Raw genomic sequence first — 20,783 nt, 5'->3', positions numbered from 1 at the left:
TGGACATTTCATAAGAAATTAAAATTCAAAATTAAAAAGTAAAAAAGCCATTAGCCGAGTGCCAATCTCCGATTGCTGATAACCGAAAGTTAATTGCTAATAGCTAAGACCTTGCTTAGCAAAGCTACATAAAGTTCTATTCCCTCTTCAATTTCGCGAAGATATATAAATTCATCCGCACTATGAGAGCGGGCGGAATCACCGGGACCCATTTTTAAAGACGGCACCGGAATGAGCGCTTGGTCACTCATGGTGGGCGACCCATATGTTTTCCTGCCTAAAGCCACTCCCGCTTTCACAAAAGGATGGTCTTTTGTTATTGATGAAGGATTGAGTCGAGTGGATCTCGGCTGTACATCGCTTGCCACATATTGGCGGATGATAGCCAGTACTTCTTCATTGGAATAAGCATCGGTTGTGCGCACGTCCACTACATAACTGCAGGTTGCCGGGACTACATTATGTTGGGATCCGGCATTGATGACTGTTACACTCATTTTTATAGGGCCGAAGATAGCGGATTCTTTAGGGAATTTATAGGCGCGGAACCACTCAATGTCTTTCATGGCTTTATAGATCGCATTATCGCCTTCTTCTCTTGCTGCATGTCCTGACGCCCCCTGGGCCATGCAGTCAAGTACCATTAGCCCTTTTTCGGCAATGGCGAGATGCATCTCCGTGGGCTCACCTACAATGGCAAAATCTATGGGCTCTAATAAGGGAAATATCAGCTCAATTCCATTCCTTCCTGAGATTTCTTCCTCTGCAGTTGCTGCTATGCATATATTGTAATGGAGTTCTTGTAAAGGATAAAAATGTAAGAAAGTTGCGATGAGAGAGACTAGCGGTCCACCTGCATCGTTACTTCCCAAGCCATATAATTTACCATCGCTTACAGCTGCTTTAAAGGGATCGCGGGAGTAACCTGTATTCGGTTTTACTGTGTCGTGGTGAGAATTTAATAAAATTGTGGGTTTACGCTTGTCATAAAACTGATTGTAAGCCCAAACGTTATTTAACTTCCTATAACAGGGTATATCCCGCTCTTGGAAGAAGCGCTGAATTCGATCTGCTGTCCCGGTTTCTTCCTTGCTGAAAGATGGAATTTCAATTAGGTCTTTCAATAAATTGATGCTATCCCTTATTAATGCGTCCATCTTATTCCTTATATAGCCCGCCGGCCCGTTCCGCAGAGAGCTTAATGCCTTTGATAAAGGCAGAGCTAAAACCGTTATGTTCCATCTCGTTTAGGCCGGCAATTGTGCAGCCTTTTGGTGAGGTTACTTTATCAATTTCGCTTTCCGGATGGCTTTGCATTTGCAATAACAAGTCGGCCGCACCCTTTGCGGTTTGAACAGCCATCTTTAATGCATCGTGGGCATGAAATCCAATTTCAACACCTCCCTGAGAAGCCGCGCGAATACTTCTTAAGAAAAAGGCAATCCCGCAAGCACAAAGCGCAGTGGCAGAGGTCATCAAATCTTCATTGATGGTAACTACAGCACCTACGGTTTCAAATAAGCGAGTGACCTCGTCCATATGCTGCTCGTGTGCATTATCAGAGGCGATACAAGTCATCGATTGTCCAATGGCGATAGCGGTGTTCGGCATCGCCCGTATTACTTGTACAGCATCGCCCAGCTTATGACGGATATCTCGGCAGCTTACGCCTGAAATTACTGAAACAACAAGCTGTTTATCGGCAATTACGGCTCCATTGATTTGTTCCAATACTTGATTTAGTTGCTGAGGGAGAACCGCCAGAACAATGATATTAGCATCAAGAACTGCTTCTCTATTATTGTCCGAAAGCTTAAATCCAAGTTTGGCTTCCTGTGACATATTTCTGATGTTCCTTCTCGTGAGCGTTATATCGGAGGCATTACAATAAGCCTTCGCTATCAGTCCTTTTGCCAAGGATAGGCCGATGTTGCCGCTTCCTATGATGGTAATCTTAGGCATAATGTTCGTGTTGAATTATTTGCGTTAAAAAATGGTTGTTCCTGCTTGCTCATCTGTTAAATCATTCGCATGTTTAATAATTACTTTCTTGACACCTTTTGAAATGGCATCAAAAGCATTATCAAGTTTTGGAATCATGCCGTCGGCAATAATACCTTGCTCCTTTAACATGCTATAATGAGTACGATTAATTTGCGTAATAACGGAGCCTTCGTCTTCTATATCTTTTAATACGCCTCTTTTTTCGAAGCAGTAAATTAGAGAAATATCATAGTTTGAGGCGAGCCCTACGGCTAATGCAGAAGCAATGGTATCGGCATTTGTGTTTAATAACTGACCTTCTCCGTTATGGGTTATAGCGGAAAATACAGGGCATAAGCCGAGTTCGAGCAGACTTTGGATACGCTTGTTATGAATCGAAGTTGGGGTCATATCGCCCGCAAATCCATAATCGATCTCTTTGACAGGGCGTTTAATGGTGCGAATCGTGTTCCCATCTGCTCCACTTAGTCCAATCGCATCGCAGTGGTTCGCTTGTAATAGCGCGACAATGCTTTTGTTTGTCAAGCCGGCATATACCATGGTCACAATTTTCAGCGTTTCGAGATCCGTTATCCGTCTGCCATTGACCATTTTTGCCTCGATGCCTAGATCGCTTGCTAACTTACTGGCAATTTTTCCTCCACCGTGCACTAATATTTTCTTTCCTTTCAAATTGGCAAAAACGTTAGTAAACGCAGATAGCGCGGTTTCATTCTCTACAATATTGCCACCTATTTTTACGATATTTAGTTTTTCCATATGAGGGATTATATAAGTGGCTCTTATAGATTTTCCAATATCCTTTTCAATACAACCTGAGCCGCCCATACGCGATTACCAGCCTCTTGAATAACCAATGAGTCCGGACCGTCTAGTAGGGCTGATGATAATTCCAGATCCCTTCTTACCGGCAAACAATGCATCACTTTTGCATGGTTTGTTACTTTAAGCTTCTCGGGTGTGGGCATCCATTCTCTTCCTGTAACCAGTATTTTGCCATACTCTTGATAGCTCGACCAATTCTTAACATAGACGAAATCAGCGTTTTTTAGAGCCTCATTCTGATTGGTGGTGATTGTAGCCCCGTTTGTAAAGTGCTCATCGAGCTCGTATCCTTCAGGATGGGTAATAGTAAAATCTAACAATCCCTGCTCTTGGGCTTTACACATCCATTCGGAGAATGAATTGGGAACCGCTTGCGGTAATGCTTTAACATGTGGAGCCCAGGTAAGAACAACTTTTGGCTTGGCTGTAACTGTTGAAAATTTACCGTCCACTTCTTTAGACGTGGATGGCGTATGCTCTAAGATCGTAATTAAATCTGTTAAGCTTTGAAGCGGGTGACGTGTAGCACTCTCTAAGCTAACAAGGGGTTTTTTGCAGTAAGTTGAAAATTTATTAAAAAGGTCTTCGCTATAGTCTTCTTTACGATCTTTTAAGCCTGGGAAGGAACGTAAGCCCAAAACATCACAATATTCACCCATTACGGCCGCCGCCTCCCGAATATGTTCAACCGTTGTGCCATCCATCACAACGCCATCCCTGGTTTCAAGCGCCCAGCCATCCTTATCCATATTCATGACCATAACATCCATTCCCAAGTTTATAGCAGCTTTCTGTGTACTAAGTCGTGTGCGTAAACTTGGATTCAGGAAAACAAGTCCGAGCATCTTATGTTCTCCCAATTTGCGATGAGCATTCGGTGCAGCTTTAAGCGCTAATGCTTCTTTGACAATAGTTGATAAATTATCTACATCCGCTACTGAAAAAAATTTCTTCATTGAATCTCTTTTTTAATAGTTGTACGTTTTAAGTTACAGGTTGTCCGTTTTAAGCTTTAGGCACTTACGACGTGAAACTTATTACTTATAACTTCTTAATCTCTCCGATAATGCCTCCAAAAACCTGTCCGCCTCCTTCTTTCCTAAATTCAATGCAGGCAGTAAGCGGATCACATTAGGCTTTGCCTCTCCTGTAAATATATGGTTTTTAAATAATAGATCTTTCTTGACCTGATTTAGCTCTTCCGGAAGCTCGATGCCGATCATTAAACCTTCACCTCTTATTTCTTTGATTTTATCAAATCCCTTTAATTCGCTCATTAAATAGCGTCCAATTTGCAATGCGTTCTGCACGAGTTGTTCCTTCTCCATCGTCTCCAAAACGGCTAAGGCGGCTACGCATGCAAGATGATTCCCCCCGAAAGTGGTACCTAATTCACCAAACCAAGGCTTAATCTTGGGTGAAATGGAAATGGCACCTATCGGGAAGCCATTACCCATACCCTTGGCCATGCTATAAATATCTGCTTGTACGTTTGCATGGTCATGGGAGTAAAATTTTCCGGAGCGTCCGTAGCCGCATTGTACAGAATCAGCAATAAAGATTGCATTATACTGTTCGGTTAAGCTCCGTATTTTCTGAAGGAAGCTGTGGTTGGCTACCCGTATACCACCAACGCCTTGAATTCCTTCAATAATGACGGAAGATATCGCTTCTCCTTGTTCCGCAAAGATTTTTTCAAGTGCGTCTTCGTCATTGAAAGGAAGGAAAATAACATTTTCCGTCTCGTTTACCGGAGCGATAATCTTGGGATTGTCAGTTGCCGAAACCGCTAGTGATGTTCTTCCGTGGAAAGCGCCTTTGAATGCGATCACTTTTTTGCGACCATTGTAAAAAGACGCCAATTTGAGCGCATTCTCATTAGCTTCGGCGCCGGAGTTACATAAAAAAAGCTGGTAATCTTTTTTGTCAGAAACTTTGCCCAGTAGCTCAGCGAGTTGTTTTTGAAGCGGTATCTCAATCGAATTAGAGTAAAAACCTATCTTATTCAGTTGATCTGTTATACGCTGTATATAATGCGGATGGCTATGGCCTATGGAGATAACTGCGTGTCCTCCATATAGGTCTAAGTATTCCCGGCCAGTGGCATCATAAACATAAGAGCCAACTCCTTTTACAATTTCAATGGGATTTATAGGGTATACGTCAAAGAGTTTCATTGCGTTATGAGTATTAAGTTTTACGTTTTAAGCTATCGTGCTACGTATTTTTGTTATGAGCGAAATGAGCATTGCTTTTATCTGATTAATTTCGTCGTTGAGCGATTCAAAAGTTTTTTGTGATAAATAGCCTAAATCATTTGCAAGTAGTAAAAAGTATTCTGTTTCGTTTGCAGATCCTAACGAAATGCTCAAAAAGTGAATAAAATCTTTTTGGGAGGGCCTTCCACATCTTTCTGCAATATTCGCAGGTATAGAAGCTGTAGACCTCCGCAACTGACTGGTTAAACCGTATTGTTCTTCTTTAGGAAAAGCCGCGCTGATTTTATAGATATTAAGAGTAGTTTGATGCGACTTTACCCATACAATCAATTCTTTATAATTTTGCATTTTGAAGTTAAACGTATAACATACTACTTATAACTTATAACTTAAAAACCAACGGCTTTAAGCTTCAATCCAGTCGTTTCCTCCAATCCGAATAGAAGATTCATGTTTTGTACGGCTTGTCCGCTTGCACCTTTTAGAAGATTATCGATGATGGAGATAATCATCAATTTAGTACCATGTTTCTCTAAATGAATCAGTGCTTTATTCGTGTTCACCACTTGTTTTAAATCGATGTTGCCCGGACTTACGTGAGTAAATGGATGACTTGCATAATAGTGGCTATATAAATCTGATGCCTCCTCTATAGATAATGTTGACTCCAAATAAGTACAGGCTAAAATACCTCGGGTAAATGCACCACGTTGTGGCACAAAATTGATTGTTTGATCAAACGAAGATTGCAGTTGAATAAGACTTTCTCCGATCTCATGTAGATGTTGATGCTCGAAAGCCTTATATACGGAAAGGTTATTATTCCTCCAGCTAAAATGGGATGTCGGTGATAAGCTCTGTCCGGCACCGGTAGAGCCGGTTGTTGCATTGATATGTATTTCCGAAGCCAGCAGTCCTTTAGCTGCCAACGGCAGCAAGCCCAATTGAATCGCTGTAGCAAAACAGCCCGGGTTCGCGATATGCTGCGCCGTTTTTATTTTATCCCGTTGAAGCTCGGGTAAACCATAAACAAAGTTTTCCGCCTTTGACTTCAATCTGTAATCCTGGCTCAGATCAATTATCCGAATGGATTCGGCTATCCGGTTTGCCTCTAAAAATTTCCGGGCCGCACCATGACCAACACACAGAAATAAGACATCAATATTTTGGGGAAGCTCATCGGTAAATTTCAGCTCTGTATCGCCAAATAGATCAGTATGCACGGAATGAACCGGGTTCCCTGCGTTACTGTTACTATTGACAAAGGCAACTTCTACATGAGGATGATTAATGAGAACCCTTAAAAGCTCTCCTCCGGTATAGCCGGCTCCGCCAACAATCCCTACTTTTATTTTATTCATATCAGAATAGTTTTGAGTTATAAGTAATACGTTATACGTTTTTTTCTTACTCACTCGATACTTATAACTCATTACTTAAAACTTACAACTTATTAACCTTATGCCATATCATTACTTGATTTCCAAAGATTTTAGAGAATCCCTTTACATCTTCGCCAGTCCATGCATTATTCATCTCTCCATAACTTCCGAACTTACTGGACATTAAATCATGCTTGGATTCCACGCCAATTATATTAAATCGATACGGGTTTAATTCAACGAATACTTGACCACTGACCATTTCCTGTGAGCTTTGCAAAAAGGCTTCAATATCTCTCATAATAGGATCATGAAATTGCCCCTCGTGCATCCAGTTACCATAAAAAGAAGCTAACTGATCTTTCCAACTTAACTGCCATTTCGTAAGTGTGTGTTTTTCAAGTGTATGATGAGCTTTAATAATAACAACCGGTGCTGCCGCTTCAAAACCGACTCTTCCTTTGATGCCAATGATTGTGTCTCCTACGTGTATATCTCTTCCTATTCCGTATGGCTGGGCAATCGACTGCAATTTTTGTATCACTTTTACCGGACCTAGCCGTTCACCGTCAAGTGCTACCGGCTCACCTTTCTCGAATTCGATGGTAATTCTTCTGCTTTCACTTGCTGTCACTTGTGTGGGCCATGCTTCTTCCGGTAATGTTTCATGGGATGTTAAGGTTTCTTTTCCTCCCACTGAAGTGCCCCAAATGCCTTTATTAATCGAGTATTTTGCTTTTTCGGCACTGTAGGTTACACCATGATTATGCAAGTAATCGATTTCAGATTCGCGGCTTAATTTCAAGTCCCTAATAGGTGTTATGATTTCTACGTCCGGAATCAGGATATTAAAGATCATATCGAAACGTACTTGATCATTACCTGCACCAGTACTTCCATGGGCAACGAAGTTTGCGTCGATTTTCTTTACATAGTTTGCAATTGCAGTTGCTTGGCATACACGCTCGGCACTTACCGATAAGGGATAGGTTGCATTTTTTAATACGTTACCGTAGATAAGATACTTTATACTTTCGTTATAATAGTTTTGGGTTTCATCAACTGTAGCATGTGACGCAACACCGAGCTCATAAGCGCGTGCTTCGATCTGTTTAAGTTCATCTTCCGAAAATCCTCCCGTATTGACGATGACGGAATGAACTTCTAAGCCCATATCTTTGGATAGGTAAATGGCACAGAATGAGGTGTCTAATCCTCCACTAAATGCTAATACTACTTTCTTTTTCATTAGAATAATTTATTATTAAACGGAATGAACTCGCTTGCAGTACGCCGGCAAATCCATCTTATAGAATATGATGAGTGAAGGCTCTTATTGGCATAAATGAGCTCCTAACACTCGGTTATACCTGTCTTTTACAGGCTTAGCTTATATTGTAATTACTGTAAGCAGTAACGAATACATCAACTAATCGTACGCTAAAAACAAGGTAGCGATAATTTTGCTCCTTCTTCTCAAACTTAATTCGATACGTTTTAATAAGGAGTGCTTTTTTTGCATCTGTTTCAAACGTTCTTTTGCTTTCGCTTTTTGCTCAATTTTTTGTCGAAGCTCTTTTTCCTTCTCCACAGGGTCCCATAACATAGCTGTGCACATACAATTTTTACGGTCTTTACTCATTAAGATATCGTAATTTACACAACTTTGACAACCTTTCCAAAATTCTTCGTCTTGGGTTAACTCTGAATAGGGGACGGGTTCATACCCCAGCTCCGAATTGATTTTCATTACTGCAAAACCAGTGGTCAGACCAAAGATTTTTGCCTTCGGGTATTTTTCGCGCGATAAGTCAAAAATCCGCTTTTTAATAGCTTTAGCTAACCCTTCTTTTCGGAAAACCGGATTAACGATGAGGCCGGAATTGGCAACATATTCACCATGGCTCCAAGTTTCGATATAACAAAAACCTGCCCAAGTGCCATCTTTATGGAGCGCTATTACAGCTTTTCCCTCAAGCATCTTATTAGCAATATATTCCGGTTTTCGACGTGCAATACCCGTACCGCGTGCTTTGGCAGATTCCGCCATTTCATTGCAAATCTGTTCGGCATATCCGATATGCGATTCATTTGCAGGAATAACAACAAAATTTGAAGTATTCATTGAATGTGAATGACCCAAGAGAACAAAACAATAAAACACATTTTGCTCTACCGTTTGATTTTGATTACCTTTTTGTTAATTGTTTTTGATGGATACAATAACCGGACTCGCTATTGTACTTTTTGTGGAGTGGGTATGCCCTCGAATCAAGCCCGGGGCATAATGGGTCGTCGGACTCTTAAAACAAGTTTGTTGCCAATCGCTTTTATGCACGGGATTACTTGCGCACTTCCTGGATTGGAATGCTTAGCAATATTTATATGCATATTAGCAATATTCATGTTATAAAGAATCTTTCCTTATTTAATAATGGTTGCAAATGTAAAAAATAAAATTTGGTTTATGCAATATTTATTGTATAAAATTAGTAATATTTTATCGATTTTGCTTGGCAGTTTTGATAATGTTATGGCTTGACTCCCATTTTTAGGATTTCTTTAAAGGTGTAAAACGAAGGCTGTGGCGTTATATTCCATTAAAAGGTGTATAGAATGGGATACCTCTTGTAACTGAAAGGCAATATAAGAGGTATCCCATTTTCGGGAGATTACCAGAATCTTACGTAAAGCGCACTAACTAATAGTAAAGTCAATACAATCATAACCATTACGGAAGGTTCTACTTTAAACATTTTAGTGTCTAAAACGAATGCTTTGGGATTAATTTTTGGTCCTGCCAAACTAACAGCGATCATTGCAATAACAGTGAACAGAAACGAAAGGCCCATGCAAATCTGAAAAGGAATTTCATAACCACCGCGCCCGTTTGGATAAGCCGTATATAACAAAGTGTCATTTCCAAACCACGTCGGCGCGTAATTGTTAAAAACTACCGATAAAGCAAAACCCATAATAAGTCCTACGATGGCTGCAGCTCCTGTAGTTCGTTTCCAAAACATACCTAATAAAAACATTGCCAATACACCTGGACTGATAAAACCGGTATATTTTTGAATAAAAGTAAAACCGCCCTCTCCGCCGATTCCAAGCATATCGTCCCACGTGAAGAGAATTGATGCTGCAATCGCGATGATTACGGTAATTTTTCCAACATTGACCAGATTTCTTTCCGACGCATCTTTATTCATATACTTTTTATAGATGTCCATGGTGAAAATAGTGGCTATACTGTTGGCCTTTCCTGCTAACGAAGCAACAATGGCTGCGGTTAAGGCAGCTAATGATAGCCCTTTCATGCCATCAGGCAGAAAACCTAGAATAGCCGAATAGGCATTGTCAGGGTTGAAATGTCCGCCCGGTGCCATTTCTTCCTGCAAAGCGCCATTTTTGTATAGAACATAAGCGGCGATCCCGGGAAGCATAACGATAACCGGCATAAAAAGCTTCAAAAATCCGGCAAAAAGAATTCCCGTACGTGCGGTTTTTAAATCAGCACCCAAAGCGCGTTGGGTAATATATTGATTGCAACCCCAATAATTTAGATTGACAATCCATATCCCTGCTAAGTACATGCCTAAGCCGGGGAGCATAAGGTACTTATTAATTTCCTCCTGGGATGACGAAGCAGTCGGCTTTTCGATAATCATTTTAAAATGCTCCGGCGAATCCTTCATAAGTTGCGAGAAGCCGGCCAATACATCTTTGCCTAAACCAAAATGTTCGCTGACAAGTGTAAGCGCTACATAAGTTGTAGCTACGCCACCAATAATAAGTACCAGCACCTGAATAACGTCCGTAAAACCGATTACGCGCATACCGCCCAGGGTAATTACAACGGCAAAGACCGATAGAGCCAACACAATCGTATGAAAGCTTCCACCGCCGGCCAAATTATTAATAGCTAAAGCTCCTAAGAATAAGATTGACGTTAGATTTACAAAAACATAAAGGAACAACCAGAATACAGCCATGATTAGACTGGTTGTTTCATTGTACCGATTATTTAAAAATTGCGGCATGGTGAAAATCTTGTTTTTCAGATAAACAGGAATGAACCACACGGCTACAATAATAAGAGCCAGGGCCGCGATCCACTCGTAGGCTGCAACAGCAACCCCGACGGTAAATCCATTGCCGCTCATACCGATGAATTGCTCTGCCGATATATTGGAGGCGATAAGCGAAGCGCCAATTGCCCACCAGGTTAACGATCCTTCAGCTAAAAAGTAATCTTTACTACTGGCGTTCGCATTGTTTTTTTTGCGATAAATCCAATATCCATATCCCGCTACTACTACAAAATAGACGAGAAATATGATGTAATCAATTTGTGCAAATTTTCCCATAATGGAGTTAAGGTTAAAAGGTTAGCAAAAAAGGTGGCGAAAAGAGCCGTTCCGCCACCTTTTATTTTATTTTTGGATCTGATAAAACACCTCACTCCATTTCAATTCATTTTCGAATTGACCAAGCTTCGTGTTTTCATCAATTTTTACAAATTCAATACCCGCTATACGTGCAAAATCTTCCAGGTACTCACTTGTTAGATTTTGGCTATAAACGGTATGGTGCGCACCACCGGCATAGATCCAAGCGGTACATGCGGTTTTCATATCCGGTAATGGTTTCCAAAGAACGCGTGCAACCGGTAACTTTGGTATTTCATTTTGTACATCAACTCCTTCTACAACATTCACAATAAGGCGAAACCTGTTTCCCATATCCACTAATGAGGCATTCAATGCCTTTCCGCCTGCTGCATTAAAAACAAGTCGGGCCGGATCTGCCTTTCCGCCAATACCTAAAGGATGAACTTCTAAACGAGGTTTATCTTTTGCTAAGGAAGCGTCTACTTCAAGCATATGTGACCCGAGTACCATTGCATTATCAGGATCGAAGTGATACGTATAGTCTTCCATGAAAGCATTCGCTCCAGGTAGACCCGAAGCCATTACTTTGCAGGCACGAACCAAAGCCGGTGTTTTCCAATCGCCTTCTCCTGCAAAACCATACCCTTGTTGCATAAGCCTTTGGGCGGCAATACCTGGAAGTTGTACTAAACCGTGCAAATCCTCAAAGGTGTCTGTAAATCCTTTATAACCGCCTGCTTCCAGGAAGTTCTTTAAACCGATTTCGATTTTTGCTGCATCTAGTACGTGTTGCCGTTGCGCTCCGCCTTCTTTCGCGTTATCGGCAAGTATATATTCTTCTTCATATACTTTTACCAGTGCTGCAACCGCTTCATCACTTACTTTGTTTATCTCAGCTACTAGATCACCAATGGCATAAGTATTAACCGAGAAACCGAATTTCATTTCTGCTTCCACTTTATCTCCATCGGTTACAGCAACATATCGCATGTTATCGCCAAAGCGAACAAACTTCGCGCCTTGCCAATCGTTCCAAGCGGCGGCGGCCCTAGTCCAGATACCAATCTTTTTGGCAACATCTTCATCCTGCCAGAAGCCGGTCACCACTTTTCTGTTGATCCGCATCCTGGAAACGATGAACCCAAATTCCCGGTCGCCATGTGCACTCTGATTGAGGTTCATGAAATCCATGTCAATACTGTCCCACGGAATATCTCGATTATACTGCGTGTGCAGATGTAAGAGGGGTTTTTTGAGAGCGTTCAATCCCCTGATCCACATTTTTGCCGGAGAGAACGTGTGCATCCAGGTAATAATGCCAATACAATTGGCGTCTTTGTTTGCCTCTGCGATGGTGTTATATATTTCTTCCGAGTTTTTTACAATTGGTTTGTACACAATATTAACCGGAATCAGTGCTTGATCCGTCAAATAATCAGCAATCTTTTTAGCGTGCTCCGCAGCCTGCGCAAGGGTTTCAGGACCGTATAAATCTTGACTTCCTGTTATAAACCAGACGTCAAAAGTTTTTAAATTTAGCATATCTATATTTCGTTGTTCGTTATTTGTTTTGTATCAAGTATCAAGATATTCCTAGAAGTTTTCAGTTTTACGTTTATTGATTTTCCAGCCTTTGTCTGTGGCTTAGGAGCTGGGAAACAGGGGGCTTATTCCCTGTTGTAAATTTAAACTTACCACGTAAAACTCATCACTTAAAACTACTGTTGTCCATAATAAGAATCCGGTCCATGCTTCCGCTCGAAATGTTTTTTGATCAATGAATCTTTAAGGCGTGGCGCATTGGGATTAATCTGTTCCGTTAATAAGGCCATTTGTGCCACCGTTTCCAAGACAGCGCTATTGTACACTGCTTTTTCTGCGGTCTTTCCCCAAGTAAAGGGGGCGTGGTTTCCTACCAAAATCATTTCCACTTCCCGGTAATCCAATCCGTGATCCTTAAAGTGGTTAAGGATCTGAAAGCCTGTTTCATATTCATAATTACCTTTGATCATGTGATCGGCCATGGGCGGAGCACATGGAATATCGGTAGTAAGATGGTCGGCGTGTGTCGTGCCAAATATGGGAATATCCCGCTGACTTTGCGCCCACGCAGTAGCATAAGTAGAATGGGTATGGACAATACCGCCGATATTTTCCCAGTGTTTGTATAATACCGCATGGGTTTTCGTATCAGAAGAGGGTCTCATGTCACCTTCAATGGTATTGCCCTCAAAATCGACAATCACCATGTTTTCGGGACTTAATTTTTCGTAAGGCACACCACTTGGTTTAATGGCAAAAACTCCTTTAGCTCGATCGACAACGCTGACATTGCCAAATGTAAAAAGCACCAGACCTAGTTTAGGAAGCTGCATATTGCTTTCATATGCAGCCTCTCTTATATCTTGATAATTAAAATTAGCCATGAATTTTAAGCGATATGAGTTAATATATTGTCTTTTGAGGTTAACTTCTCTTCAATGAGCATACCCATTTGTGTATACTTTTCGTAGCGTAGTTTATAAATCGCAACTCTTTGCGGATTCGGGTGATATTCAGCGTCAAAGCCTTGGCCCATGGCAGACATAGCCTCTTCTACTTTGGTGTAAATGCCTGCCGCAGTGGCTGCAAACATAGCGGCTCCAATCGCACAAGTTTGTTCCGATCGATGGATTTTTATGGGCATATCCATTACATCAGCCATCATTTGCATGATAAATGGTGCTTTTCTGGCGACACCTCCCATGCCAATTAAGCCTTTAACCGGTACACCTTGTTCATTGAAGCGATCAACAATTTTCTTAGCGCCAAAACAAGTTGCTTCTGCTAATGCTCTAAAGAGCTGCACCGCGTCTGTTCCCAGGTTTAGGTCGAAAAAAGCTCCTTTAAGCGCCTGGTTAGCATCAGGTGTCCGTCTTCCGTTTAGCCAGTCGATTGCAAATTCTTGCTGAATATTAGGTTCGATCTTCTCGGCGAGTTTACTCAGTTGCGGTATAATCTGCTGTTCTAGTTGGTTCGCCAAATCGTCCAATGCCGGATTATCATTTGTTGACAAAAGATTTTTTAGTGGCCACATTAAAAGATTTTTGAACCAGGCATAGGCATCACCAAACGCAGACTGACCGGCCTCCATTCCGAGCATGCCGGGAATGACAGAACCATTTACCTGGCCACAAATACCGCTTACTAAGATGCCATCTACTTCATGGTTCGGAGCCACTAACATATCGCAGGTAGACGTGCCCATTACCTTGCTTAAATAGTATGGCTCAATTTGTCCACCCACAGCTCCCATGTGGGCGTCGAAGGCGCCAATTCCGATCACTACCGATGTGCTGAGTCCGAGTTTTTGCGCCCACTCTTCACATAAATTGCCCGCCTTTTTATCGGCCGTATAGGTATCTGCTGAAATATTGTCGGTAAAGCCATTTAGCAAAGGATCGACAGCAATAAAGAATTCGTTTGGTGGATAACCGTCAAATGACTCGTTCCAAAGGGATTTATGACCGGCCGAGCATACACCTCTTTTTATATGTAGCGCATCTTTGCCACCGGTTAGTAAAAACGGAATCCAATCGCAATGTTCAACCCAAGTGAAAATGTTGTTGGCGATCGCTTTGTCTTTACGTAAAATATGGAGCAACTTCGCCCAAAACCATTCAGAGGAATAGATGCCTCCCACGTATTGCAGGTAGTTTATATCAAATTTTTTGGCGGTTTGATTGATCTCGTCTGCTTCCTTTACGGATGTATGATCTTTCCAGAGTACAAACATTGCGTTTGGATTTTCCTCGAAAGCAGGAAGCAGTGCTAACGGTGTACCTGTTTTATCAACGGCAACTGGTGTTGATCCGGTTGTATCAACTGCGATAGCCTTTACATTGGCTGATATCTGTTCACCACTCTGCTTTAAGCAGTCTTTAATCGTATATTCCAGACCTTCAATATAATCTAAGGGATGTTGCCTAAATTGGTTGATGGAAGGATTACAATATAAACCTTTTTTCCACCGGGGGTAATGATAGATCGAGGAAGCGATCTCTTGTCCATTACGGGCATTCACGAGCACAGATCGCACCGAATCCGTGCCGTAGTCTACTCCGATAACATATGCATTGTCCATATATACTAAAGTGTATTTCGTTCTTTAATTTTTATACCCAGAGAATTACAGTGCTGTGAGTTTACGATACTAATTGGTCAGTCTGTCAATCTCTTCTGCTATTTCGTGTCAAAATAACATTTATTTTTTTAGATAAAAAAATATTATCGAAAAAATGTGCATGAAAAAAATTAAGGGTTAGGTATAAAGTTTAAGAATGAACTTATTTTATCTTTATAGGTTTCCTTATTGAGCTTGTAATAAAATGCACCCTTTTTCGAATTCTCTTTATCCTTATCTTTTTGACGAACTAATAAACCTGTTGACAAAAGTTTTCTATTAAAGTTTCTTTTATCCAATACAATATCATAAACACCCTCATAAAGAGTCAGTATTTGGGGGATAGTAAATTTTTCGGGCAGTAACTCGAAGAGTATTGGATGCAGGGCGGCTTTATAGCGTAATTTTTTCTTCGCATGTTCTACCATGCTATTATGATCAAAGATAAGTTTCGGTATTTCTTTTAGTGGCATCCACTCGGCACGATACTCCTTGCTTAACTGATCTTTGTATTTACGAATGTCAATAAGTGCATAATAAGCAATACTGATTGTTCTCTCAATGGGATCTCGATTGGGTTCGCCAAAGACCTCCATTTGCTCCATATATACATTTTCTAAACCCGTCAATTGCTTCAAGACGCGTGCAGCGGCTTCCTCAGGTGTTTCATTCGGCTCCACGAATCCGCCCATTAAGCTCCATTTATTTTTTTCAGGCTCAAAGCCTCTTTGTATAAGCAGCAATTTAAGACTTTCCCCATCAAATCCAAAGATGATACAGTCTACGGCAACAAGTAGGCGTGTTTGTTTTGAGTATTTCGTCATAATTTAAAGGTAATTAGATCGGTAAGATAATATTCATTTAAGATAATTATCGGCATTCTGTAAAAATTAGTTCCACGTTTGCATTACATGCGATAAAGATAGTCAAATTCCAGTTGCTTTATCAAATTGGTAAAGCAGACAATGTTACAAAGATAATCATTTGTTTAAACGATTAAGTATTCAAAGAAGTGTTTTTTTGACACTTTTTATTAAATGTTCCATTGACATTTAATAAAAAGCTTCTATATTCGTTCCGACCGATTACGCTTAAAACGAATAACCAATATATAAACACATGCAACGAATCAATTTAAAATTCAATTGGCGTAGCGCTTTGATAGTATACATGGCGCTTCTGCTAAGCCATTTGGGGTGGAGCCAACAGAGCACGCAAATTAAAGGGAAGGTAACTGATAAAAAAGGAGAGCCTATACCCGGTATCAGCGTAAGTCTACCAGGCTCGAAAATCGGAACTACAAGTGATCTCAATGGTTTTTATCAAGTTCAAGTACCGGCCTTAATTGGCAAGCTGGTATTTACCAATGTTGGGTATATAAAAAAAGAAGTCCCTTTAGTTTCCGGACAATTCATCTACGACATAACCTTGGAAGAGGATTTACTGGGATTGGAAGAAGTGGTGGTGGTGGGATACGGAACGCAGCGAAAAGCAGACATTACTGGCTCTGTTGCTATTGTGGATGTTGCCGAATCCAAGAAATACTTAACAAATGATATTTCCCAGCTATTACAGGGACGGAGTCCGGGTATTACCGTAAATAGCGATGGACAGCCCGGTGCCAGCCCAAATGTAAGAATTCGAGGCGTAAGCACTTTTGGTAATGCACAGCCGCTATATGTGGTAGACGGTGTTCCTGTGGGCACGTCCATACGTGATTTCAGCCCTAATGATATCGAATCGATGCAGGTCTTAAAGGACGCTTCAGCAGGTGCTATATACGGTTCTATGGCAGCCAACGGAGTGGTGATAATTACAACAAAACAGGGTAAGAAAAATACGCCGTTAAATATTGAGTATAATGGATCCTATGGGGTGGATAAAGTTTGGCAACGTATACCGGTTTTAAAGCGCACCGATTATCAGTTGATTGCCAATGAAGTAAGAACCAATGCCGGGTTACCGCTCATTCCGGGAAATGATCCATCTTCACCACTATTTATTGATAACGTGGATACGGATTGGCAAAAGGAAGGATTAAAAAACGGATCAAGGCAAAACCATAATCTCAATTTTATGGGTGGTGGGGAAAATACGACCTATAACCTTTCTTTCGACTACCTTGGTAATGACGGTACTTTTGTTGGCAATGGACCTAGTTATGATCGGTATACTGCACGCATCAATACAACTGCCAGAAAAGGTATTTTCAAAGTTGGCCAAACTTTTACCTATACACACTCGCACGAAAATACACTTACCTACAATAATACCATATTGACTGGCAGTCGCCCGCCATTGGTGATCGATTTGGTGGAAGCTATTCCAACACAAATGATTTATGATCCTAATAATAAGGGAGGTTTTGGCGGTACGGAGTCGAATATCCATGATGTTATATCGCTTAATGCAATTGCCATCAATAGTTTGTTTGAGAATTATACAGACGTCGATCGCATGTTTGCAACTGCTTATGGAGAGATCGATTTAATAAACAAGAATGGGCATAGCTTACGATATAAATTAAATTTAGGATACGACAAAACACAGGCGCGGGATTACGCTTTTCAACCTGCCTTCGATTTGGGATATTTTTTCCATTCAAATATTTCCAGATTAGACGACGGGCAACGCACCTATACAACGGGCTTGGTAGAGAACACCTTGAATTATGAAAAAAAGTTTGGAAAACATGCGCTCACGGCACTGATCGGGCAAACCTACCAGTATGGATCTGCATTAGTTCGTAGTGGACATTCAGAAGCCTTTACAGAGCCATATTTCCCAATTTTAGACAATGGAAGCAATAAAACGGCCTCCGGCACCATTGACGAAAATGCGCTTTCATCTTATTTAGGCCGTATTACATATAATTACGATGATAAGTACCTCCTGACTGCCAATATCCGTCGAGATGGATCTTCCCGATTTAGTCCTAGCAATAGGTTCGGTTATTTCCCCTCGATTGCTTTGGGATGGAAGTTGACCAATGAACCATTTTTTAAGGTATCGAAGGATATTGTAAGTGACTTAAAGCTGCGAGCGAGTTATGGCAAGCTGGGAAATCAAAATATTGGGGATTACTTATATATGAGCTATATCAATCCGAATATTGTCTACAACTTTAATGGCCAAAAAGTGTTCGGCGGACTTCAAACAAGTTTAGTGTCGCCTGATATCAAATGGGAATCTAAAGTTACCTCCAACATCGGTTTGGATGGTATTTTGCTGAATGGACTAATAGATTTTACCGTAGAATATTATCGCAATAAAACCACTGATATATTGGTTGGTGTTCCTATTCCCGGTTCAACGGGATCGGTTAATAAGGCACCGACAGTTAATACGGGAAGTTTGCAGAATTCAGGGTTTGAGTTTATGGCAGCCTATAATAAAACCCAAGGAGATTTTAATTTTAGTATTGCCGCAAATGTAAGTACAATTAAGAATAAAGTATTGGCTTTGGGTGATAATAATGAACCTATTTATGGTGCTGGCTCCAAAACGGAAATTGGAGGCGAAGTGGGACAGCATTTTGGCTATGTGACGGAAGGTATCTTTCAATCGGTCGAAGAAGTAAATGCGCATGCTTTTCAAAGTGCAGGAACAGCACCCGGAGACCTTAAGTTTAAGGATTTAAATGGAGACCATGTGATTAATGCGGATGACCGAGCCTATCTCGGAAGTGCTATCCCGGGATTAAATTATGGATTGAACTTCACTGCCTCTTACAAAAAAATAGATTTTACCTTATTTGCATCCGGTAGTTCGGGCTTTAAAATCAATAGCAGAATGTACCGAGACCTTATGTTAACGACAGATTATATTAATAGACATGAGGATATTTTGGAGCGTTGGACACCGACAAACACGAACACCGAAATCCCTCGTTTGGTAGCCAATGATCCCAATGGAAACGGACGTGACTCGGATAGAAAGGGCTGGCTGCAAGATGGAACGTATTTACGGATCAACACGGTATCACTGGGCTATACTTTACCTGATAAATTGATCAAGGGCGTTCAACGCTTGCGGGTCTATGCAACGGCGCAAAACTTATATACTTTCCAATCTTACAAAGGATACAATCCTGATTTCACTGCCGGGGTCTTTGAGCCCGGGTTTGATTTTGGTTCCTTTCCGAAGCCAAGAACTTTAATGTTGGGAGTACAAGTTGGGTTTTAATATATAATCAAAATAATTATGAAAAGATATATAATCGCACTGTTTTTATTCTCCATGTTGATGGTTGGATGCGATAAAAAACTAGATCTTAATAGTCAAAAACAAGAACAAGTAGAGACTTATTGGCAAACAGCAGAGCAAGCATCGGCGGGTGTTATCGCCATTTACAATAGTCTGATTCAAGACGGTACCTATATGCGGATGATGCCTGCTCTTACCGATGCAAGAGGAGATGATTTTGTAGGAGACAGCCCCTGGGGCGATTTGGTGCAAACGGGAAAGTTTACGGTTATGTCAACCTCCGGACCAGTAGAGTGGGTTTGGTCGCAATGGTATCAATTGATATACAGGGCAAATCAAGTGCTTACGTTTGTTCCCAAGATTGAGATGGATCAAGCATTGAAGGATCGTCTATTTGGACAAGCTCATTTTTTAAGGGGTTTAGCCTATTTTACCCTAGCAAATACTTATAAGACTGTTCCCGTTATTCTTACACCTCCTGTCGATAGGCAGGATTATTACCCGGCAACAGCCTCTGAAGAGGTTTTATGGCAACAGATTATCGACGACCTTCGTGCTGCAGTAGAGTTGTTACCGATTTCTTATAGTACGGTATCCGGGCCTGATGCCAATCAAACCGGGAGAGTTACGAAGGGCGCTGCAGTGGGAATGCTCGGGAAAGTGTTTCTCTATCGGAAAAATTGGGCAGCAGCGGCTGAGCAATTCCGATTGCTAATAGAAGGGCCAACGCTGAATACCTATCGTTTAATGACTGATTATCGAGATAACTTCAAGCCAACTAACGAAAATAATGCCGAGTCTTTATTTGAAGTCCAATTTGCCGACCCGGAAACGGTTGGAGGAACTGTCTTCAATTACGGAGGAGAGCCGAATGCCAACTGGAAGCAAGTCTCTTCTGTTGGGCATACCTATGCCATGGACGGTTTTGGTTATTCTGACTTTTTGCCTACAAGAGGACTTTATAATGAATTTAAGGAAGAGCGGACAATAGATGGTGAGCTCGATCCCAGACTGCTATCTACCATTGCTTCCTTTGAGCCAGGTGTGTCCGAATTGGCCTATGGGGATGTTTGGAAAAATCCGAAGAGCAATATCTATCCGCGTAAATATACCCATGATGGTATTCCAGGCTATACAAATGAAAATAACGGCGTGGAAAACTCAGGCATTAATTACCGTATTCTTCGGTATGCTGACGTATTACTCATGTATGCGGAAGCGCTGAACGAACTTGGCCAGACAGACCAAGCCTATCCTTATATACAACAAGTAAGAGATCGCGCGAAACTTCCTGATCTGGCGAGTGTAAAGCCGAATATGACACAAGAGCAAATGCGCGATCAAATCGCACATGAACGATTTCTAGAGCTAGCTATTGAGGGAATTCGGATTAATGACATTATCCGATGGGGCTGGTTATATGATCCGGATAAACTTGCCAAACTGAAAGAAAATGATAACGATTTTGACACCTGGCGAGCAGGAAAGGAATACCTTCCCATTCCACAGCGAGAGTTAGATCTTAATAGAAACTTGTTGCCTAATTCGGCAAATTAAAAGGAATAGCTGAATAGGATGGTTTTTAAATGTT

Annotated in this window: 16 protein-coding genes; 2 read left to right on the top strand and 14 right to left on the bottom strand. The window is 41.2% G+C overall.

Annotated features, from left to right (window positions below; all coding sequences use genetic code 11):
- Nucleotides 1–89: 89 nt before the first annotated feature.
- From FKG96_RS02160 to FKG96_RS02095, 14 genes are all read right to left on the bottom strand, one after another.
- A complete protein-coding gene (locus tag FKG96_RS02160; RefSeq protein WP_130854810.1) occupies nt 90–1,157 on the bottom strand; it encodes a M20 family metallo-hydrolase in 1,068 nt (355 codons plus the stop codon).
- A 1-nt stretch (nt 1,158) separates the two neighbouring features.
- Complete coding sequence (gene proC / locus FKG96_RS02155) at nt 1,159–1,962, bottom strand: pyrroline-5-carboxylate reductase (RefSeq protein ID WP_013664338.1); 804 nt, start codon at nt 1,960–1,962, stop codon at nt 1,159–1,161.
- Between the two features lie 24 nt (nt 1,963–1,986).
- Nucleotides 1,987–2,763 (bottom strand): acetylglutamate kinase, encoded by a 777-nt coding sequence (gene argB, locus FKG96_RS02150; protein ID WP_041387970.1) that lies wholly within the window; start codon nt 2,761–2,763, stop codon nt 1,987–1,989.
- 23 nt (nt 2,764–2,786) lie between these two features.
- Nucleotides 2,787–3,785 carry an acetylornithine carbamoyltransferase gene (locus FKG96_RS02145; RefSeq protein ID WP_013664336.1) on the bottom strand — a complete coding sequence of 333 codons (999 nt, stop codon included), beginning with the start codon at nt 3,783–3,785 and terminating at the stop codon, nt 2,787–2,789.
- Nucleotides 3,786–3,866: 81 nt separating this feature from the next.
- Entirely contained in the window at nt 3,867–5,006 is a 1,140-nt protein-coding gene (locus FKG96_RS02140; RefSeq protein WP_013664335.1) for an aspartate aminotransferase family protein, read from the bottom strand.
- Nucleotides 5,007–5,033: 27 nt separating this feature from the next.
- Nucleotides 5,034–5,396, bottom strand: coding sequence for a four helix bundle protein (locus FKG96_RS02135; RefSeq protein WP_149105117.1), 363 nt, complete (start codon nt 5,394–5,396; stop codon nt 5,034–5,036).
- A gap of 41 nt (nt 5,397–5,437) precedes the next feature.
- On the bottom strand, nt 5,438–6,409 hold the full coding sequence (gene argC / locus FKG96_RS02130; RefSeq protein WP_130854811.1) for an N-acetyl-gamma-glutamyl-phosphate reductase: 972 nt from the start codon (nt 6,407–6,409) through the stop codon (nt 5,438–5,440).
- Between the two features lie 82 nt (nt 6,410–6,491).
- Entirely contained in the window at nt 6,492–7,679 is a 1,188-nt protein-coding gene (gene argG, locus FKG96_RS02125) for an argininosuccinate synthase (protein ID WP_130854812.1), read from the bottom strand.
- 180 nt (nt 7,680–7,859) lie between these two features.
- Nucleotides 7,860–8,555, bottom strand: coding sequence for an N-acetyltransferase (locus tag FKG96_RS02120; protein WP_013664331.1), 696 nt, complete (start codon nt 8,553–8,555; stop codon nt 7,860–7,862).
- Nucleotides 8,556–9,102: 547 nt separating this feature from the next.
- On the bottom strand, nt 9,103–10,800 hold the full coding sequence (locus FKG96_RS02115; protein WP_130854813.1) for a sodium/solute symporter: 1,698 nt from the start codon (nt 10,798–10,800) through the stop codon (nt 9,103–9,105).
- A gap of 66 nt (nt 10,801–10,866) precedes the next feature.
- On the bottom strand, nt 10,867–12,366 hold the full coding sequence (gene araA / locus FKG96_RS02110) for an L-arabinose isomerase (RefSeq protein ID WP_130854814.1): 1,500 nt from the start codon (nt 12,364–12,366) through the stop codon (nt 10,867–10,869).
- A gap of 176 nt (nt 12,367–12,542) precedes the next feature.
- Nucleotides 12,543–13,250: an L-ribulose-5-phosphate 4-epimerase gene (locus FKG96_RS02105; RefSeq protein WP_130854815.1), complete on the bottom strand. Its 708-nt coding sequence runs from the start codon at nt 13,248–13,250 to the stop codon at nt 12,543–12,545.
- A gap of 5 nt (nt 13,251–13,255) precedes the next feature.
- Nucleotides 13,256–14,947: a ribulokinase gene (locus FKG96_RS02100; RefSeq protein WP_130854816.1), complete on the bottom strand. Its 1,692-nt coding sequence runs from the start codon at nt 14,945–14,947 to the stop codon at nt 13,256–13,258.
- Between the two features lie 170 nt (nt 14,948–15,117).
- The gene (locus tag FKG96_RS02095) at nt 15,118–15,810 is read right to left on the bottom strand and encodes an NUDIX domain-containing protein (RefSeq protein WP_013664326.1); all 693 of its coding nucleotides are present in this window, start codon (nt 15,808–15,810) and stop codon (nt 15,118–15,120) included.
- A 295-nt stretch (nt 15,811–16,105) separates the two neighbouring features.
- Between FKG96_RS02095 and FKG96_RS02090 the strand changes: the two genes are divergently transcribed.
- On the top strand, nt 16,106–19,171 hold the full coding sequence (locus FKG96_RS02090; RefSeq protein WP_207303714.1) for a TonB-dependent receptor: 3,066 nt from the start codon (nt 16,106–16,108) through the stop codon (nt 19,169–19,171).
- A gap of 18 nt (nt 19,172–19,189) precedes the next feature.
- Nucleotides 19,190–20,749, top strand: a complete 1,560-nt coding sequence (locus FKG96_RS02085; protein ID WP_130854817.1) for a RagB/SusD family nutrient uptake outer membrane protein — start codon at nt 19,190–19,192, stop codon at nt 20,747–20,749.
- Nucleotides 20,750–20,783: the final 34 nt, after the last annotated feature.

Origin of the sequence: Olivibacter sp. LS-1, from assembly GCF_008245145.1 — a bacterium.
Lineage (GTDB): Bacteria > Bacteroidota > Bacteroidia > Sphingobacteriales > Sphingobacteriaceae > Olivibacter > Olivibacter oleidegradans.
Note: the sequence above shows the minus strand (reverse complement) of the source record. Positions and strands in the feature narration are given on the sequence as shown.

Coding starts and splice junctions, on each gene's coding strand:
- FKG96_RS02085 (WP_130854817.1), top strand. CDS start 19,190: ATGAAAAGATATATAATCGCACTGTTTTTATTCTCCATGTTGATGGTT.
- FKG96_RS02145 (WP_013664336.1), bottom strand. CDS start 3,785: ATGAAGAAATTTTTTTCAGTAGCGGATGTAGATAATTTATCAACTATT.
- FKG96_RS02135 (WP_149105117.1), bottom strand. CDS start 5,396: ATGCAAAATTATAAAGAATTGATTGTATGGGTAAAGTCGCATCAAACT.
- FKG96_RS02120 (WP_013664331.1), bottom strand. CDS start 8,555: ATGAATACTTCAAATTTTGTTGTTATTCCTGCAAATGAATCGCATATC.
- FKG96_RS02100 (WP_130854816.1), bottom strand. CDS start 14,947: ATGGACAATGCATATGTTATCGGAGTAGACTACGGCACGGATTCGGTG.
- FKG96_RS02160 (WP_130854810.1), bottom strand. CDS start 1,157: ATGGACGCATTAATAAGGGATAGCATCAATTTATTGAAAGACCTAATT.
- araA (WP_130854814.1), bottom strand. CDS start 12,366: ATGCTAAATTTAAAAACTTTTGACGTCTGGTTTATAACAGGAAGTCAA.
- FKG96_RS02140 (WP_013664335.1), bottom strand. CDS start 5,006: ATGAAACTCTTTGACGTATACCCTATAAATCCCATTGAAATTGTAAAA.
- argG (WP_130854812.1), bottom strand. CDS start 7,679: ATGAAAAAGAAAGTAGTATTAGCATTTAGTGGAGGATTAGACACCTCA.
- proC (WP_013664338.1), bottom strand. CDS start 1,962: ATGCCTAAGATTACCATCATAGGAAGCGGCAACATCGGCCTATCCTTG.
- FKG96_RS02105 (WP_130854815.1), bottom strand. CDS start 13,250: ATGGCTAATTTTAATTATCAAGATATAAGAGAGGCTGCATATGAAAGC.
- FKG96_RS02115 (WP_130854813.1), bottom strand. CDS start 10,800: ATGGGAAAATTTGCACAAATTGATTACATCATATTTCTCGTCTATTTT.
- argC (WP_130854811.1), bottom strand. CDS start 6,409: ATGAATAAAATAAAAGTAGGGATTGTTGGCGGAGCCGGCTATACCGGA.
- argB (WP_041387970.1), bottom strand. CDS start 2,763: ATGGAAAAACTAAATATCGTAAAAATAGGTGGCAATATTGTAGAGAAT.
- FKG96_RS02095 (WP_013664326.1), bottom strand. CDS start 15,810: ATGACGAAATACTCAAAACAAACACGCCTACTTGTTGCCGTAGACTGT.
- FKG96_RS02090 (WP_207303714.1), top strand. CDS start 16,106: ATGCAACGAATCAATTTAAAATTCAATTGGCGTAGCGCTTTGATAGTA.